16 protein-coding genes are annotated in these 16,293 nt (G+C 40.1%); 7 read left to right on the top strand and 9 right to left on the bottom strand.

All coding sequences use genetic code 11. The annotated features are described in order from the left end of the window. Positions 1-13: 13 nt before the first annotated feature. Positions 14-1,348, bottom strand: coding sequence for an adenylosuccinate lyase (gene purB / locus METTI_RS10800; RefSeq protein ID WP_023845858.1), 1,335 nt, complete (start codon positions 1,346-1,348; stop codon positions 14-16). 349 nt (positions 1,349-1,697) lie between these two features. Here purB and METTI_RS16015 point away from each other — a divergent pair, with 349 nt between their 5' ends. From METTI_RS16015 to METTI_RS10780, 4 genes are all read left to right on the top strand, one after another. After that, on the top strand, positions 1,698-2,165 hold the full coding sequence (locus METTI_RS16015) for a hypothetical protein (RefSeq protein WP_211232192.1): 468 nt from the start codon (positions 1,698-1,700) through the stop codon (positions 2,163-2,165). A 386-nt stretch (positions 2,166-2,551) separates the two neighbouring features. After that, positions 2,552-3,748: an ammonium transporter gene (locus tag METTI_RS10790; protein WP_023845856.1), complete on the top strand. Its 1,197-nt coding sequence runs from the start codon at positions 2,552-2,554 to the stop codon at positions 3,746-3,748. Between the two features lie 10 nt (positions 3,749-3,758). Next, a complete protein-coding gene (locus METTI_RS10785; protein WP_023845855.1) occupies positions 3,759-4,094 on the top strand; it encodes a P-II family nitrogen regulator in 336 nt (111 codons plus the stop codon). Positions 4,095-4,222: 128 nt separating this feature from the next. Next, positions 4,223-5,152: a PHP domain-containing protein gene (locus METTI_RS10780; RefSeq protein WP_084324005.1), complete on the top strand. Its 930-nt coding sequence runs from the start codon at positions 4,223-4,225 to the stop codon at positions 5,150-5,152. 30 nt (positions 5,153-5,182) lie between these two features. Here METTI_RS10780 and METTI_RS10775 read toward each other — a convergent pair whose 3' ends face one another. Both METTI_RS10775 and METTI_RS10770 read right to left on the bottom strand, forming a co-directional pair. Further along, complete coding sequence (locus tag METTI_RS10775; RefSeq protein WP_023845853.1) at positions 5,183-5,635, bottom strand: hypothetical protein; 453 nt, start codon at positions 5,633-5,635, stop codon at positions 5,183-5,185. Positions 5,636-5,661: 26 nt separating this feature from the next. Then, on the bottom strand, positions 5,662-6,369 hold the full coding sequence (locus METTI_RS10770) for a type 1 glutamine amidotransferase (protein WP_023845852.1): 708 nt from the start codon (positions 6,367-6,369) through the stop codon (positions 5,662-5,664). A gap of 219 nt (positions 6,370-6,588) precedes the next feature. Here METTI_RS10770 and METTI_RS15220 point away from each other — a divergent pair, with 219 nt between their 5' ends. Then, positions 6,589-8,649 (top strand): methyl-accepting chemotaxis protein, encoded by a 2,061-nt coding sequence (locus METTI_RS15220; RefSeq protein ID WP_023845851.1) that lies wholly within the window; start codon positions 6,589-6,591, stop codon positions 8,647-8,649. 49 nt (positions 8,650-8,698) lie between these two features. Here METTI_RS15220 and METTI_RS10760 read toward each other — a convergent pair whose 3' ends face one another. Then, complete coding sequence (locus tag METTI_RS10760; protein ID WP_023845850.1) at positions 8,699-9,139, bottom strand: phosphate-starvation-inducible PsiE family protein; 441 nt, start codon at positions 9,137-9,139, stop codon at positions 8,699-8,701. 201 nt (positions 9,140-9,340) lie between these two features. On the opposite strand from METTI_RS10760, the gene METTI_RS10755 reads away from it, so the two are divergent. Continuing rightward, the gene (locus METTI_RS10755; RefSeq protein ID WP_023845849.1) at positions 9,341-9,736 is read left to right on the top strand and encodes a PEF-CTERM sorting domain-containing protein; all 396 of its coding nucleotides are present in this window, start codon (positions 9,341-9,343) and stop codon (positions 9,734-9,736) included. A 15-nt stretch (positions 9,737-9,751) separates the two neighbouring features. On the opposite strand, the gene METTI_RS10750 is transcribed toward METTI_RS10755, so the two are convergent. From METTI_RS10750 to thrC, 3 genes are all read right to left on the bottom strand, one after another. Next, the gene (locus tag METTI_RS10750) at positions 9,752-10,726 is read right to left on the bottom strand and encodes a DMT family transporter (protein ID WP_084324004.1); all 975 of its coding nucleotides are present in this window, start codon (positions 10,724-10,726) and stop codon (positions 9,752-9,754) included. Between the two features lie 596 nt (positions 10,727-11,322). Beyond that, entirely contained in the window at positions 11,323-11,562 is a 240-nt protein-coding gene (locus tag METTI_RS10745; RefSeq protein ID WP_048135386.1) for a DUF2769 domain-containing protein, read from the bottom strand. 95 nt (positions 11,563-11,657) lie between these two features. Continuing rightward, positions 11,658-13,001 carry a threonine synthase gene (thrC, locus tag METTI_RS10740; protein WP_023845846.1) on the bottom strand — a complete coding sequence of 448 codons (1,344 nt, stop codon included), beginning with the start codon at positions 12,999-13,001 and terminating at the stop codon, positions 11,658-11,660. 375 nt (positions 13,002-13,376) lie between these two features. On the opposite strand from thrC, the gene METTI_RS10735 reads away from it, so the two are divergent. Then, the gene (locus METTI_RS10735) at positions 13,377-14,192 is read left to right on the top strand and encodes a UDP-2,3-diacylglucosamine diphosphatase (protein WP_023845845.1); all 816 of its coding nucleotides are present in this window, start codon (positions 13,377-13,379) and stop codon (positions 14,190-14,192) included. 75 nt (positions 14,193-14,267) lie between these two features. Here METTI_RS10735 and METTI_RS10730 read toward each other — a convergent pair whose 3' ends face one another. Together METTI_RS10730 and METTI_RS10725 are read right to left on the bottom strand one after the other, a co-directional pair. Beyond that, positions 14,268-14,846, bottom strand: coding sequence for a flavodoxin family protein (locus METTI_RS10730; RefSeq protein WP_023845844.1), 579 nt, complete (start codon positions 14,844-14,846; stop codon positions 14,268-14,270). Positions 14,847-14,942: 96 nt separating this feature from the next. Then, positions 14,943-15,977, bottom strand: coding sequence for a virulence RhuM family protein (locus METTI_RS10725; protein ID WP_023845843.1), 1,035 nt, complete (start codon positions 15,975-15,977; stop codon positions 14,943-14,945). Positions 15,978-16,293: the final 316 nt, after the last annotated feature.

Here is a 16,293-nt window from a genome sequence, read left to right as displayed (position 1 = left end):
TTAGAAGAGAAAATTATCTCTTCAGTTTTGCGACTACCATTTCAACCTGTTCAACGGCAGTGCCGATGTACTTGTCCGGGTCTACAAGATTAATGATATCTTCTTCACTCAGATAATTTGCAACTTCTGTGTTTGCCAGAAGTACATCCTTAAAGTGCTTTCCGCTTTCATGGGATTCCATTGCACTGGAACGTACAATCTCGTGAGCTTCCTGGCGACCTACACCGCGCATTGCAAGCTCGATCATTACTGCTTCGCCCATATTCAGACCTCTGAGAAGGTCAAGGTTGCGGCGGATGTTCTCAGGATAGAACCTGAGGTTCTCGATTACACCGATTGCAAGTTTGATGATGTGGTCTGTCAGAACACATGCTTCAGGGAAAACAACTCTTTCACATGATGAGTTTGTAAGATCCCTTTCATCCCATAGTGTGTTGTTCTGGAGTTCAGGCTCAATCATTGCACGCACAATTCTTGCAAGACCGCAAATCTGCTCTGACTTGATTGGATTGCGCTTGTGTGGCATTGTTGAAGAACCGACCTGCTTTTTCCTGAAACTCTCCTCAACTTCTGCAATCTCGCTCCTCTGGAGAGAGCGGATCTCAACTGCAATTTTATCAAGGGTTGTTACGGTGTTTGCCATCCACATGACAAATTCTGCGTGGCGGTCTCTCTGGATGATCTGGTTTGAAACGTCAACTGAACCAATCTCAAGATACTCCATGACTTTTTTCTGGATTTCAATTCCATCCTTACCGAATGCTGCCTGGGTACCTACGGCACCGGTCATCTGGCCAACGATAAGACGTGGTTTGAGCTGTTCCAGACGTTCGATATGTCTTGCAACCTCGGATGCCCATATTGCAAACCTGAGTCCGTATGTTGTTGGGACACCTATCTGTCCGTGTGTTCTTCCTGCACATACAAGATTCTTGTTGTTTTCAGCCTGTGTAAGAAGTACATCCAGAAGCTTGCGAATCTTATCATCCAGAATAGCGACTGCTTCCTTTAACTGAAGGCCTGTTGCAGTATCAAGCATATCATTGGAAGTTGCACCGAAGTGAACCCACTTATCAGCGTTCTCTTCACACTTCTCAGAGATGGCAAGTACAACAGCCATCATATCGTGGTGGATTTCGTCCTCGATCTCTTTTACCCTTTCAAGTTCCACAGAACCTATGCTGCTTTCTATAATATCTGCAGCTTCCTTAGGAATAAGTCCGATGTCTGCTTCAGCCCTGGCAAGAGCAGCCTCAGCTTTCATTATTTTTTCCAGGCGGTTAGCCTCGCTCCAGACGAATTTCATTTCATCTGTGCCGTAACGGTATTCTATAGGATGAATTGCCATTTATTAAATCTCCATGAAATTGATGTCTAAACATATCTATATACAGACATATTATAGATATCATTTAAATTAACGGTATGACTCTGCTATAGTTAATCTACCAATAAATAGGCTTTGTATGGGCAATTTTTGACCTGTCATGAATAGTTGAATGATCAATTATTCTCGTCCTTAAAACCATTTTTTATGTGCGCCCATCACAAAGTGTTTAATTTTTTTGGACCAGACATTACTTTTGCTTACTAGAAAATAAATGCAATATTATTTTTCCAGTTTCGCCAAATAAAGGAAAATCATCAGTTCTTACTATTTTAAAACATTCACAGGATTAACGAAAAATTTTAAGTAATTGGAACATACTGTTCTATTTGTATTAATTAGTTATTTAGATTTTATATTCATGCCGATACCAGAAGTTAACAATCATGAAGATGATATGTATTTGTGTTGCCCTAATTGTGGATACACCGGACTTTATTATGAAACTGGAATGAAACTCGGTCCAATTTATCACTGCAAACGCTGTGGATATATTGGCACTTTTGTCATTGAAGCAAATCAGGAAATGAGGGCAACAATAGAAAAAGGACTGACAAAAAAAATAGACGATAACCCATTTACCGCTGATGAGTATATTCCATTGAAGCGCAAAATTCTATATTCAACAATTGTAATGTCAGCAATATATTATGCACTAGTCCATTTATTCCCTGAATATTCAACAACCTTAAGTTTGGCACTTTTCTTTTTTTATTTCCTTATTTTATTGTTTACTTTATCTAAAATGAACTCAATCAAAAATAGCCTAAAACCCTAATAATGAAGTTCACAAACAGAAGAATTATGCCTAAAATGATGCCGTTATTACGACAATCAATTAAAACGACGGCATTCTATGAGTAACATCTTTGAAACTTCCAACGCCATACTGGAAAAACGCTATTTTTCTTTTATACTATCCCGGTTTTTGTGCTAACAATAGAAGTGCTCCGAATCTTCAAAGATACAGTTCTGCCTGAATATCGAGTTATACCAAATGCTTTTACCAAAATGCAGAAAATGATGGACACCTAATCGACATATTTAAGTATATGCACATCGGAAAGGGGAATAGTATTGCAGATATCCGATTAACATTATTTAAACATAGGTGGAACTATGGAAGAAATTATAGAATACATTCTCGAAAAACAGGTGATTTAAGTGGCAATCGACACAGGAGATACTGCCTTTATTATCATCTGTACCGCTATGGTAATGCTCATGACCCCGGGGGTCGGGCTTTTTTACGGCGGAATGGTACGTAGTAAAAACATAATATCCATGATAGCAATGTCTTTCATTTCATTTGCTCTTGTGAGTATCCAGTGGGTAACAGTAGGGTACACACTTTCCTTCGGTTCTGATATTTCAGGATTCATCGGGGGTCTGGATCACCTCTGTCTTGCAGGCGTAGGTCTTGGCGGCGACGGCATTCCTGACATGCTGTTCATGGTATTCCAGCTTGTTTTTGCAGGTGTTACACTGGCAATTCTTACATCAGGTGTAGCAGGACGTGTAAAATTAAGTTCATTCATGGTACTTGGTGTCCTCTGGACAACAATAGTCTATGATCCTCTTGCCCACTGGGCATGGGGAGGCGGCTGGGCAGGAGAGCTCGGTGCTCTTGATTTTGCAGGCGGTACAGTCGTACACATAAGTTCAGGATTTGGTGCCCTGGCACTTGCACTTGTTATAGGTAACCGTATGGGCTTTGGCAAGTACAGCATGGAAGCAGAAAACATTACAACAACCCTTCTTGGAGGAGCAATGCTCTGGTTCGGCTGGTTCGCATTTAACGCAGGAAGCGCACTTGCAGCAGACGGACTTGCAGTAAATGCACTTGTAGTCACCAACGTATCCGCAGCATCAGGAGCAATTACATGGATGCTCGCTTCATGGATAAAGGGAAAGCCAAGTTCACTGGGTCTTATCAGTGGAGCCGTAGCAGGTCTTGTAGCCATCACACCGGCATCCGGTTTTGTAGGACCAATGGCTGCTATCATCATTGGTGGTTTTGCCGGACTTCTCTGTTACGGAGCACTTCTGTTCCGTGTACGCAAGGGACTTGATGAGAGCCTTGATGCATGGGCAGTCCATGGTATGGGAGGATTCTGGGGTGCAATTGCAACAGGAATCTTTGCAAGTGCAGCAGTGGGTGGAGTCGACGGACTTATCTACGGAAACACACACCAGTTCCTTATACAGCTTCTTGACGCATCCGTTGCAATGATCTACGCATTCGTTATGACCTACATACTTGCTGTAATAATTGACAAGACAATGGGATTGCGTGTAACCGAAGAAGAAGAATATGTTGGACTTGATATCTCCCAGCATGGAGAATCCACAACAGCCTGAGGTGGTATGAATGAAGACAGTAAAAGCAGTAATTCGTCCGGAAAAGCTCGAAGACGTAAAGGCAGCACTGGAAGAGAAAGGTTACTTTGCAATGACCGTTACAGAGGTCAAAGGTCGTGGAGCGCAAAAAGGTATCTGTCTCCAGTACAGAGGTAAGCAGATCAAAGTGGACATGATCCCAAAGACTGAGATAGAAATGGTTGTCGGTGATGAGGACGTAAGACCTATCATTGAGATAGTCAGAAAGAGTGCCAGAACCGGGAAATTTGGTGACGGTAAAATCTTTGTCTATCCTGTTGAGATCGTTGCTGCCATAAGAAACGACGACGAAATAGTATCAGAATGATATGAGGCACACCCTCATATCCCTTTTTTAATTTCTTTGTCTTTGTTTGTTTGATCTACTTTTTCTCTGCATTTACCTGTCAATATATAGATTCCCTGAACAATATATTTTATGTAGATTAATTATATATTAGCTCATTTCAATGCAAATGCATCGAGACGTACGAAGGTGTAATTATAGCTAATCTAGCAGATCTGCATACCCACACATGCTACTCCGATGGTGATCTAAAACCGGAAGAGTTGATTAAACTGGCAAAGAACAAGGGAATAAAAATCCTGAGTATTACAGACCACGATACTGTTGATGGACTCTGTGAAGCCAGATGGGAATGCGACAAGCAAAACATAACCCTGATACCGGGTATAGAATTTACTACAGAAACAGAGTATTCAGGAATTGAAGTACACATACTTGGGTATAATTTTGATCCTGAAGACAGCGGACTTCTCAGAATGACGGATCATGCAAAGCAAAATGCAAAAGACTATTGCATGAAAGTTTGCGCTGCACTGGAATCACATGATATGGAAATTGATTATTCTGTCCTTGATAATGTAAAAGGAATAATCACAAAACATGACATCACACTTTCTGTACAGAATAAAGTGATGAACAATTATGATTTCCACAACAAGTGGCTGTCAGATGATTCGCCACTGGACATAAGCATGGAGAAATTTCCTGCTAAAAAAGCAATCAAAACAATTCACAGGGCTGGTGGAAAAGCCGTGTGTGCCCACATACTCAGGACACTGGAACAAAACAACAGGATGTCACTACTTCCATACATGTCTGAATCACTTATCAGATGCGGTCTGGATGGATTTGAAGTATTCTATGCAAACAGCAGCAAAGAACAAGTGAACACAATGTATGAATTGTGTTCTGCACAGGGACTGATAATGACAGGTGGATCCGATTTCCACGGGGAAAACAGAACAGGACGCTGCCAGCTTGGAGAATATAATAGTTATACTGCAGAGTTATTCAGTGATATTTCAGGAATTCTTGTAAACAGCTACAATGGCAATATTATGGAAAAAGCCATTGCTTAAACCTGATATCATTTGATTTTGGATATTGTATTATTCTGAAACCCAGTCTACCGGAACAACTATCTCGGTGCCTTTGCGGGCTTTACCATAAAGTGGTATCTCAAAATCTACATTCTCAAGAAGAGATACTGAAAGTCCACAACTATTGCCTCTTGGAACACACTGAAGAACAGTTGCTTTAATGCAATGAACCTGGTTTTCGGAACCAAACGATGGAACACAGATTACAATAGTATCGCCTATATTGGAAGGCATTTTATCTTCAAATTGAGCTATCTTTTTGTAATCCAATGCAAAACCGGTTCCTTTTAGATTGTTTTCGACATCCCTTTCGTCCAGATCAAGAGCTTGTGCTATCTGAGAAGTAGAATAGCCATTTTCATGCAGAAATGCCGTTGAACCTTTTTTGAGATAATCAAGGTCAGAGTAGCTAATAGGACGTGTTTTACACAATTTTCTCATATACTCGATATCTTCTTTCATAATGCAACCTGCTGTAAGTTATATTGTTAAGTTTTTTCTATATTTTCTTCAAACCAGTCAAGTATTAAAAACATCAGATCTGCTGAAGCTTTTATCAGGTCATCACGACCCCTTATTTCATTTTCAGATGAGACATAACGGCTTTTTTCTGCCAGATCAGAACTGCAATTTTCAAGCAGACTTTCAACGCAACCTGCATCAACTTCCGGATGGAATTGTAAAGCCAGAACATTGTTACCATAAATAAAGCCCTGCTCCGGACATGCCTCGCTTTCAAAAAGTCGTCTGCATCCGGGAGGAAGTGTAAATGTATCGCCATGCCACTGGAAAACAGTCATCTCTTTCTGTACATTAATAAACTGGAAGTCCGTGTCCGGTTCATCTAAGCTTCTTACTTTGTGCCAGCCTATCTCACGGTCTTGATTTCGGCTTACTTTCCCACCGAGAATCTCGGAAAGCATCTGGGCACCAAAGCATACTCCATAGACAGCCTTTCCGCAATCCATAACAGATTTTACAAACTCTTTTTCCTTTTTTAACCAGGGATATTCATCTTCCTGGTATACACTCATGAGACCACCCATGATGATAAGTAGATCAATATCACCAGGCTCAGGATAAATCTGATTTTCAGAAGGCATGATAACAGAAAACGAATGCTCTTTTTCAAATATCCAGTCCCTGATGTTTCCTAAGGTTTCAAAATCCAGATGAACAAGACAATGTATCTTCATGTGACTCTATCCCGAATGGAACGTACAGGTTTAAACCTTTTTGCAAAATCATGATATGAAATTTTATACACATAATAAAACCTGTGCAAATGCTACTACTGATGCTCAAAATAACTAATAAATATGGATTTATTTATATATTAATAATCTCGTTTTAGTGTATATACAAAACCGGGGTTAACCCCCTATAAAACACTGAATAATAACGGAAGAAAAAAAATGAGATATCAGGACATTCCCATTGGAAATAAATTGATAGCATTTACACTGATAGCAACTATCATACCATTGCTCCTTGTTGGCACTTATGCCTACGAGCAAGCTAAAATAAGTATTGCCGATGAAACCCAGGTAAATCTTGAAGAGCAGGTACAGATAGAGAAGAATTATGTAGAGTCCACTCTGACCTTTGCACAGGATAAAGTCAATAATGATCTGTCAATTGCCAGGTCTGTCTTTTACTCAAAAGGTGACCCTGCAATAATAGATGGCAAAATGACTCTCAGTGGAGATTATATCGTGAACGACAATTTCGAGATCGTTGATGAGATTAAAAACATGGTAGGGGGAACTGCAACCATATTCCAGATCCAAAGTGGGGAGGCAGTGAGAATCTCAACCAATGTTATAAAGGCTGATGGAAGCCGGGCTGTTGGAACAACAGTCTCGCAACCTGTTTATGATGCTGTTGTGACAGATGGGGAAACATTTTACGGAAGGGCATGGGTCGTTAACGCCTGGTACCTGACCGCTTATGAACCTATCAAAGACAACTCCGGAAAAACCATTGGAATTCTCTATGTAGGTGTACTCGAAGAGCCATTCCTTGAGAAGATGAAAGAACAGATGAGCGCAATAACCGTTGGAAAAACAGGTTACATTTACATAATGGATACTGAAGGTACCCTGATAATGCATCCTGACAATGAAGGTGAAAGCCTCTATCAATATGATTTTGCAAAAGAAATGATTGAAAGCAAGGATGGTTACATCACCTACCAGTGGAATGGACGCGAGAAAGTAATGGCTTATACATATTATGAACCCAGAGGATGGATAATTGCATCAGGCAGTTACCTTGATGAATTCACTGAAGGAACAAAAGCTATAAGAAACACAATGCTTGCAGCCATCCTTATAATAATAGTCGTAGGTTCACTTGCAGCATGGAAATTTGCAAAAACAATAACAGAACCACTGGATAAAATGATGGATGCAGCAGGTCGCATTTCAGAGGGTGACCTGACGGTGAACATCGAAGGCAATTCAGGAGATGAAATTGGACGTCTGTCAGCGGCAATTAACCAGATGGCATATGGACTGAGAGACCTTGTGCAGGAAATAGACCTGAGTGTTAACAAGGTCACTAGCAATTCTAACAACATGCTTAGCTCTTCGGTAGAAATGGAATCCGTTGCCAACCAGATATCTCTTACTATTTCAGAGATTGCCACAGGAGCACAGAGCCAGTCTATGAAAACTGACGAAACATCACATGCTATGACTGACATGACATATAATGTCCAGGAAATAGCATCAAACGCACAGGTTGCAGCAGAGAACGCAACATCTGCAAGTGAACTTATACAGGAACTTGGAAAGAAATCCGAAGAGCTGCTTCTGCAGATGAACGACATTCAAAGTTCAGCCGGAGACTCTGCAAATGCAATAAGGAAACTGGATGAAAAATCAAGGAAAATAGGCGAGATAGTTGAGCTTATCACAAATATTGCAGACCAGACAAACCTCCTTGCACTAAACGCTGCCATTGAGGCTGCAAGGGCAGGAGAGCATGGAAGAGGGTTCGCAGTTGTGGCTGATGAAGTACGCAAACTTGCTGAGAATTCAGGACATGCAGCACAGCAAATATCAGAACTTATTCAGGAAATTCAGAAAGGAACAGAAGAAGCTGTTATTTCAGTTGAGAACGGAACAGATACCATTGCCAGTGGAGCAGAATCACTTCATAATACAGTAGAAGCTGTTAAACAGATAGTTGAGAGCAGTGCACAGATAGCAGGAATGGCACAGAATATTGCCGCCTCTGCGGAAGAGCAATCCGCATCTATTGAGGAAGTTACGGCATCCATTGAAGATATCTCCAGTATATCTGAAGCATCCGCAGCAGGAACACAGGAAGTTTCAGCTGCTGTCCAGGAACAGACTGCTTCCATGACAGAGTTCACCGATGCAGCAAGAGAGCTAACCGAACTTTCAGATGCCCTGAGAATGAAGCTTGAACTATTTAAATTTAAAAATGAATTAGAAGGGATTTTATAATCCCTTTTCTGAATTTATTCCAGAGAGTAAATCAACTTTGTTTCTGTAGTTAATGTTCATCATCAACATTAAGCTGGCATTTGAAATCCTTTTCTGAATTTACGACAAGATAATATGTCCCTGCAAGGGCAACTATGAGAATTCCCATTCCAACTAAAAATAGTGGGTCGGTGTTTTTAAGATCTATTATCAATATTTTACGGACTATTGCAGTGATACCTACCAGAATTATAACATCAACATTCATGGATGATTCAATGATAATCATCTTTACCGTTTCAAGCAACTCTATACCTATAATTACCAGGAAAAAGAGGGCAAATATATCCAGAATCTGATCCACACCTATCAATAGATAGGGCGGAGTTAAAAAGTCAGTAACGAGTATCCAGGTAATCTCCAGCATGGAACTCAGAATGACAAAAACCATCATGACCATTATTATTTTTATTATGGACTTCTGGAATTTATTAATATACCTAATGAGCAAAACATAACCTCCGGGATTATTGCAATTATAATGCGCTACTGATAATGAATATTATAGATAAGTAGTCTATTCCACCATAAAGTAGTTTCTATCATAAGGAACTTAATTTAGTAATTAGTATACGGGAAAAGATATATTTGGGATACCCATATAAGGAAAGTGCATAAGCAACTATTAATTTTATTCTTGTGAGGATTTCTAATGAAGATTACCGGGTATCATATTTTTATTGGCTTAATGATGCTGCTTTTTTTGTTCGGCCTTTTTTCTCCCCAGGAAAATAGTTACATCGGAATGGAAGGGAACGACAATTTCACGGATAACTTCACTAATATGAGCCAGCCTGCGGATCAAAGTCCATTGATGTCCACCCCGGATAGTATCGTAAGTGACGAAGAAGGATGGTGGAAACATGACGGCCACAGCACAGTGACCGGAAGCAATGTTTCAACATCTAGTAGTGGTGGTGAATCCTCAGAAAATCCTGAAAAGAAGAATAATGAAGGCGAGGACAGTGAGGAAATCCCTGAATTTCCAGGCCTTGCAATTCCATTTATTGCTATAATGGGAATTGCTATGTTCTTCAACCGGAAGTAATTTCACAATTACTCATTACCATTTTCTTAAACGCGAAGATGCCGTTAAATAACTAAAAGCAGGGTAAATTCTGCCTAAAACAGAGATTTTACCATAGGTTTTGTTTTGCATGTTAAACTTACCAGGTTCCAGTACGAGTATCGTTGCACCAAGTAGTATGAAGAAACATCCCTGTATCGTGTTCATGAATACAGGCTCATGCAGGAATACGAATCCAAATATAATTCCACTTACAGGCTCGAGTAATGCAAGTACACTGACGGTCTGAGCCCTGATCTTTGCAGCACTGTTCAGATAAAGAACTGAAGCGAATGCTGTTGTAATTAAACCAAAAAGGAACAACACAGGCAGGTTGGGCATCAGAACCTCCACCGGAACCTTGCTTCCAAATGGCAAAAGGGTTAATAAGCTAATAAATGTTGACCAGAAAAGCTGTGTGAAACCGGAATATTCATCTTTCAGATAACTTACTGTTAGTATAGTTCCACTATAAGATATGCCTGATAGTATTCCCAGGACTATTCCGGTGAAAAGCTGTGCATTTACAGATGCATTGCTTCCTGGAAGAACAACAAGTAATATCCCATATACGGAAATGATCAATGAGAAAAATCCTCTCTTTGTGATTTTTTCTTTCAGGAATAATGGAGACAGGAGTGTAACGTATACCGGAGCAGTGTACAGTAAAAGCACTGCAATGGATATTCCTGCGTATTTAATGGAACTAAAATAAGTATATAGGGTTAAAACATTGAATACCGCAATCAAAAGTATATAACGTCTTTTTTTGCCGATATATAGAAGATTATACTTCTTAGAGAATATACAATATGCTAATAATAGTATAAATCCAAAAATAAGCCTATAGAATATAATAGATGTTGTTTGCATGGAGTAGATATGTTTTATAAAGATTCCACTAGCTCCAAATATAGTACATGATATTATAAGCTCCAGATAGGAGTAATTACCATTTTTAATGCTTTTCATAGAGGCTTTGCTGAAAGCACACAATAATATATAAAACAATCTGAAATGATAGATGATTATAGATTTAAAACAATTTAAAACTAATAATGATAGATAAAACAAACATGAAGCCATTCAGCTCCAATTAAAAGCCTGTTAACTTACAATTAAACAAACAATATAAGAACAGAATGTAAAATCGACTGCAAAAATAGACAATAACCACGCCACTTCGGTCAAACCGAAATGGCGCCCCATTCGCTCATACTCCAATTACCCACTCAGGTGCCCCCACCTGTCCCCTTATGACCGCTCATACTCCACTTCATCCTTATAGAGAGGATGAAATGCAGGCATTATTTCGTTTTTAGATACTGAGGGGAATGTATCGTGCCCACATTTCCGTGCAATCCAATTCCGTTTTTCACGGAGTTTGTTGGGATGAAGTCCATATCGTACAACTATATGGTACATTTCTTATGACAAGCACTGGTTAGCAGTTCTTGCCACAGTTCATAGTTTTGTTTACTAGTATATAAATATATGTATACAAACATATCTAATGAGCATGATAATGATGAGGTGATTTATAGTCATGCCTAACATAAAGAAAAGAGTCACTCAGAACAAAAATACTCGCCATCAAGACCAAATTTACTGTGAATAATACATTCCTGACATAAACATCCTTTCTTCTCTACTTCAGGACATGCACCTTTAGAGCAGAACATGAACTTTCCTTTCACAGGATAAGAAGGACAATTAGGACAATTACAGCCTTTTGAATGGTGATAGGATGTGCAAATACCAAAATATTTGCCGGGCTTTTGCGGAGTACAAGCATCATTATCTGTCAAAATAACACCTTCTAATGAAAGATAAAGAAACACAAACTAATAAAGCTGACTAATATTATGACTATCAAAATAAGAAAAATTAAAGTAAGAAAAGCTTATTCAAGCTTTTCCTGAAGATATTTCTTGAAAGCAGGATACTCTGTTCCGAGATAATCCATGAACTCATCTTTTGATTCTACCTTTTTCAGGCTCTCTGGAAGTGCAGGTTCAACACCTGTCTGCTCTTTGACATGTTCAGGGAACTTTGCAGGGTCTGCAGTTTCAAGGGATACTGCAAGTGTATTATCACCTGACTGAGCCCTAAAGTCAAGAAGTCCTTTTATTCCTACTGCACCATGTGGCTCGATAAGGATGTTGTACTTCTCGAAAATCTCCTTAATTGTTGCCTTTGTTTCCTCATCGGTTACAGAGCTGGAGTAGATATCATTTCTGAGTTTATCCATGTCAGGCTCTTTGCTGATGTTACCCTGTTCATCCATTACACCGTCGTAGATGGTGATGAGTCTTGCAAGGTTGCTTGGATGACCAACGTTCATTGCATTGGAAAGGCAGTTCTTTGAAGGTACAATCTTGTGGTACTTGCCTGTGCTCAGGAAAGTTGGAACCTCATCGTTCTCATTGACCGAGGTGATTATCTTCTTAATCGGGATTCCCATGGTCCTTGCCAGAACACAACCCATCATGTTACCGAAGTTACCGGATGGGATAGAGTAGACAATATCCTCTGGATAGTTCCTGAGTTTTGCGTAAGCGTAAATGTAGTAGATAGACTGAGGAACAAGACGCCCGATGTTTATTGAGTTTGCTGATGAGAGATTCAGGTGTTTGAGATCCTCGTCTGCAAATGCCTGTTTTACCATTGCCTGACAGTCATCGAATTTTCCGTCAACTGAAATGGCAGTGATGTTCTTGCCAAGTGTGGTCATCTGCTTGCGCTGACGGTCAGATACTTCGTCTGTTGGGAAGAGTACAATGACCTTGATGTTGTCAAGACCATAGAATGCATCGGCAACTGCGCTGCCTGTGTCACCTGATGTTGCGGTGAGAATGGTCAGGCTTCTGTTCTCTTTGCTGAGATAGTACTGCATGAGTCTTGCCATCATGCGAGCTGCAAAGTCCTTGAAGGATGCAGTTGGTCCCCTGTCAAGTCTCATGATATAGGTCTGCTCATCAACAGGCTCAAGCGGAACATCATAGTTGTAAGCATCATAGGTGATGGCTTTGAGTGACTCATTATCGACTTCGCCTTCGAGTACCTTGCTCAGTACCCTGTAGGCAATTTCAGGATATGGAACGTCCTTGAAAGAATCGATTTCTTCCTTTGAGAAAGTTGGCAGGCTCCTTGGCATGTAAAGCCCGCGGTCCGGTGCAAGTCCGGTTATAAGAGCTTCCTGAAAGCTTACTTCCGGTGCGTTAAGATTTGTGCTGTAGAGTTTCATTTTAATCAGGAATTTGAGTTGATGTGATTATAGTAGTATCGGGGTTATAGATAGATATTGACCTTTAAAGGATAAATAACTATGAATACCTTGCCATTAGTCTGCCGTTTATGAACTGTGGATTTTTCAAGAATTTAGTTCATGAGAATATTAACAGAAATATTGCTCCTAAGTTCAGTTTCTAAATATTGTTTCATAACATTGTTCTGAAATAATGTTTTTATTTCTTGAGTCATTATGTAAAAATAGTATATCAGCAATATAATATAATGATGCATTTTTTAGCAAGGGCTTATGAAAATCAAGAGAAGAAAGAAGATCTTGCGGCAAAATATAGTGAATATTATTGTGAGATTTAGCAGAGGTAGGTAGTTAATGTCAATAGTAGCCGTTTCGGACGTACACCTGGGAATGAAAGGGGCAAAGGAGAAAGAGTTTGTTAAATTTATAAAGGAACTCAGAGACAGAGATGTAGAGCACCTTGTTCTCCTTGGAGATATTATAGATATATGGAGAAGGGATTTTACAAAAGCTGTGATTGAATGTTCCGAATCCCTGACAATGTTAAATGACATACTGGATGAAACCCAGGTCCATTACGTAGTGGGTAACCATGATTTCTACCTGCTTCGTATGAGTGAGGTACTGAAAGAGAATTTCCCATTTGAAGCGAAGAAGCATGAGATTATTAAAAGCAGGGAACAGGAGTTTTTCTTCTTTCACGGATACCAGCTTGAAGTGCTGTGCAACCCGTACTACAAGTCCATGAAAACTTACGAGGCTTTCAGCGAACACATGTGTCTTGCAGGTGACGATGCAGGAAATGCCGCTGAGATGGTCTGGGAAGAGATCCAGTCCAAGCGCTCATTCTGGGATACGCTGAAGAGGTTCCCAAGTGAACCAAAATCTGCGCTCAGGTCTATGATGGAGCCACCCGAGAGGAGGATAGGAAAATACAACCGGCACAATGTGGTTGAGCCAATCATGGAGCTTGCGGCTGCAAATACAAGACATTTCCTGTTAAATGTGAGAACTGAGCAGTATCTTGTATACGGTCACACACATCTGGCATATGTCGATGACAGGAACAAGGTTGCAAATACCGGAAGCTGGGGATTTGGGGATAAAAAAGCACTTGAATACATAGAAATAAATAACGATAAAGTTAAGTTGAAGGAATTTAAGCCATAGGCTTAGATTCCATTGATTTTTACTTTACTTTTTAAAACTGGAACTTCAGTCCCTGTTTTCCAATATCTTTTGCAGTTACTCAGAATTGATCTTTTTCAGCAACCATGCCATGTTAATTGCAAGGTTGTCCATGGTCTGCATACCCTCTTCGTCCTCATTGACATCTCCCGGATGAAGTCCGATACCAAGATTCCAGTAAGATGAACCCACAGTTACCATACTGGTGATTCCAAACAGATGGTTGATAGAATCATAAGCAGCTACTGCGCCTGCCCTGCGAACTGCCACAACTGCTGCACCGGCTTTCCTTGCAAAGAACCCACCGTTTGCAAGAGATACGTATCCTGCACGGTCAATGAGTGCCTTGGTCTCGGTTGTCACATCAGCAAAGTAAGTTGGTGAACCGATCACAATTCCGTCAGCGTCCTTCATCTTTGTGATGCATTCGTTGATGCCATCATCATCAAAAATACAAAGATCGTTCTTTTTCTCAAAGCATTTCATACATGCTGTACATCCATGAACCTTCTTACCACCAATATTAATGGTTTCGGTTTCTATCCCTTCAGCTTCGAGTTTGGATGTGAGTCTTTTCAGCATTGCTGCTGTGTTTCCTTCTTTGCGTGGACTTCCGTTTATTGCAACTACTTTCATGGTGGTCTCCTCTTTTTGTGATTGTAACTTAATTGGTCTGCGATGAATATAATAAGTTGCTATTAGTTGCTATAAGTGATTTAGAGTTCTAGAGTCTTAGTTGTAGTTGTCCTTATTCTCCATGATGCGACGGACCTCTCTGTCAAAGTCGGAGATATAATTAGTATCCTGTTTTACCCGATACTCTTTGTATTCCTGTTCGGCTTTCAGTTTTGCTTCCAGTGCGCTGACCCTGCCTTTATCCTTCAATATCGGATAGCTGGACAGTTCAAGGAAGTTATGGAGGAATTCGCTCCAGTCCTGCATTTTCATGAGTATCTGGCGCTGTGCACGGTTTTCTGCGAGGTCGAGATATGCAGAGACCAAACGGTTGAGTTCCCTGATATGAGCATCCCCCAGATAGTTCTTGGCAACTGTGACATCAGATTTCAGTATCTTCCCATCAGGTGCCTGTTTCCAGTTTGTCAGGCCCATGTGCAATTTTGTTGCGTCAGCGGAGTCATAAATAATCTCTGCCGCTGTTTTTCCGGTGATAGCCCAGTGGAGCTTATTCTGTACCGTGGCAAAGAATTCCTTTGTTTGTGGTGCATTTTTGTTATAATCTGCAGATAGAGCGTATATGTCGGTGATTTTCTGGTAGAACCGCCTCTCACTTGCACGGATCTCCCTGATACGCTCAAGGAGTTCCTCGAAATAGTCCTTTCCGAATACCTGCTTCCCCTGCTTGAGCCGTTCATCATCCAGTACGAATCCTTTGATGATGTACTCTTTCAGGGTCCGGGTAGCCCAGATGCGGAACTGGGTTGCCTGAAAACTGTTGACACGGTAGCCAACAGATATGATGACATCGAGGTTGTAGTATTCCAGATCTCTTTCCACCTGTCTCGATCCTTCCATCTGAACTGTTCGGAAATTCCGAACAGTTGAGCCAATCTGTAATTCTCCTTCCGCATATATTTTTTTAATATGCTCGCTAATCGTTGATTTTGATTTTCCGAACAGCTCACCAATCGATTTCTGAGTCAGCCAGATAGTTTCATCTTCCAGTGCAACATCGACCTTCACTTCACCATCATTTGAAGTGTAAAGGATGAAATCTGACTGGTTATCGGAAAGGTTGTTCTCATTCATGGGTTTTTATCTCCGCATTGCTGCTGTGTTACTTCCTTTGCGTAGGCTTCTGTTTATGGTGAGTACTTTCATGATGAGTTCCTATTTTTTAGATTGTTGGTGGTATAACCTTAGAATAAAAATAGCAAATATCAATAAATGATTTTTGATGAAATTAGGTAATACTTTATTATTTAAAAGAGAATATGAAAGAAATGTCGAAAAATGTAAATGTTCAAAGAGTAATTGGAAAGAATCCCCTTACTGAAGAATTACATGACTATAGAATTAATAGGATTAAATGTGAAATCCCAATATTAGAAAATTCTCCACATAA

This window comes from Methanolobus tindarius DSM 2278 (genome assembly GCF_000504205.1).
GTDB classification, from domain to species: domain Archaea; phylum Halobacteriota; class Methanosarcinia; order Methanosarcinales; family Methanosarcinaceae; genus Methanolobus; species Methanolobus tindarius.
The sequence above is the reverse complement of the archived record's forward strand: the minus strand, read 5'-3'. Positions and strand labels throughout refer to the sequence as shown.

Bases quoted from the DNA above. Each gene is read 5' to 3' on its own strand.
- thrC (WP_023845846.1), bottom strand. From the start codon at position 13,001: ATGAAACTCTACAGCACAAATCTTAACGCACCGGAAGTAAGCTTTCAG.
- METTI_RS10770 (WP_023845852.1), bottom strand. From the start codon at position 6,369: ATGAAGATACATTGTCTTGTTCATCTGGATTTTGAAACCTTAGGAAAC.
- METTI_RS10775 (WP_023845853.1), bottom strand. From the start codon at position 5,635: ATGAAAGAAGATATCGAGTATATGAGAAAATTGTGTAAAACACGTCCT.
- METTI_RS10735 (WP_023845845.1), top strand. From the start codon at position 13,377: ATGTCAATAGTAGCCGTTTCGGACGTACACCTGGGAATGAAAGGGGCA.
- purB (WP_023845858.1), bottom strand. From the start codon at position 1,348: ATGGCAATTCATCCTATAGAATACCGTTACGGCACAGATGAAATGAAA.
- METTI_RS10755 (WP_023845849.1), top strand. From the start codon at position 9,341: ATGAAGATTACCGGGTATCATATTTTTATTGGCTTAATGATGCTGCTT.
- METTI_RS10730 (WP_023845844.1), bottom strand. From the start codon at position 14,846: ATGAAAGTAGTTGCAATAAACGGAAGTCCACGCAAAGAAGGAAACACA.
- METTI_RS10725 (WP_023845843.1), bottom strand. From the start codon at position 15,977: ATGAATGAGAACAACCTTTCCGATAACCAGTCAGATTTCATCCTTTAC.
- METTI_RS10750 (WP_084324004.1), bottom strand. From the start codon at position 10,726: ATGAAAAGCATTAAAAATGGTAATTACTCCTATCTGGAGCTTATAATA.
- METTI_RS10785 (WP_023845855.1), top strand. From the start codon at position 3,759: ATGAAGACAGTAAAAGCAGTAATTCGTCCGGAAAAGCTCGAAGACGTA.
- METTI_RS15220 (WP_023845851.1), top strand. From the start codon at position 6,589: ATGAGATATCAGGACATTCCCATTGGAAATAAATTGATAGCATTTACA.